The sequence below is a fragment of the Corynebacterium sp. UMB8791 genome (genome assembly GCF_054166365.1).
On record NZ_JBSZCG010000092.1, the window covers coordinates 1 to 306 of the forward strand.

1 protein-coding gene is annotated in these 306 nt (G+C 52.0%); it reads right to left on the reverse strand.

Translation table 11 applies throughout. The features are described from left to right. Positions 1-306 (reverse strand): arginine--tRNA ligase domain-containing protein (gene argS / locus ACXIUA_RS02425; RefSeq protein WP_457976016.1); only part of this gene is annotated, 306 nt, incomplete at both ends.

Below are 306 nucleotides of genomic sequence, written 5' to 3' on the forward strand. Positions count from 1 at the left end.
GCGGTACGGATTCCGGTACATAGCCTGCTTTACGGACGATAGCCCACGCCTGCATCAGGTGTTGATGCTGACGGGAGTCGATGTAATACAGCACGCGATCGGCATGCAGTGTTTCATAACGATATTTCGCACAGGCGATATCAGTGGTGGTGTAGAGATAGCCACCATCTTTCTTCTGAATGATCACGCCCATCGGTTCGCCTTCCTTGTTTTTGAACTCATCAAGGAATACAACGGTCGCGCCTTCACTTTCTACTGCCAGACCTTTGGCTTTCAGGTCCGCCACGATACCCGGCAGCATTGGGT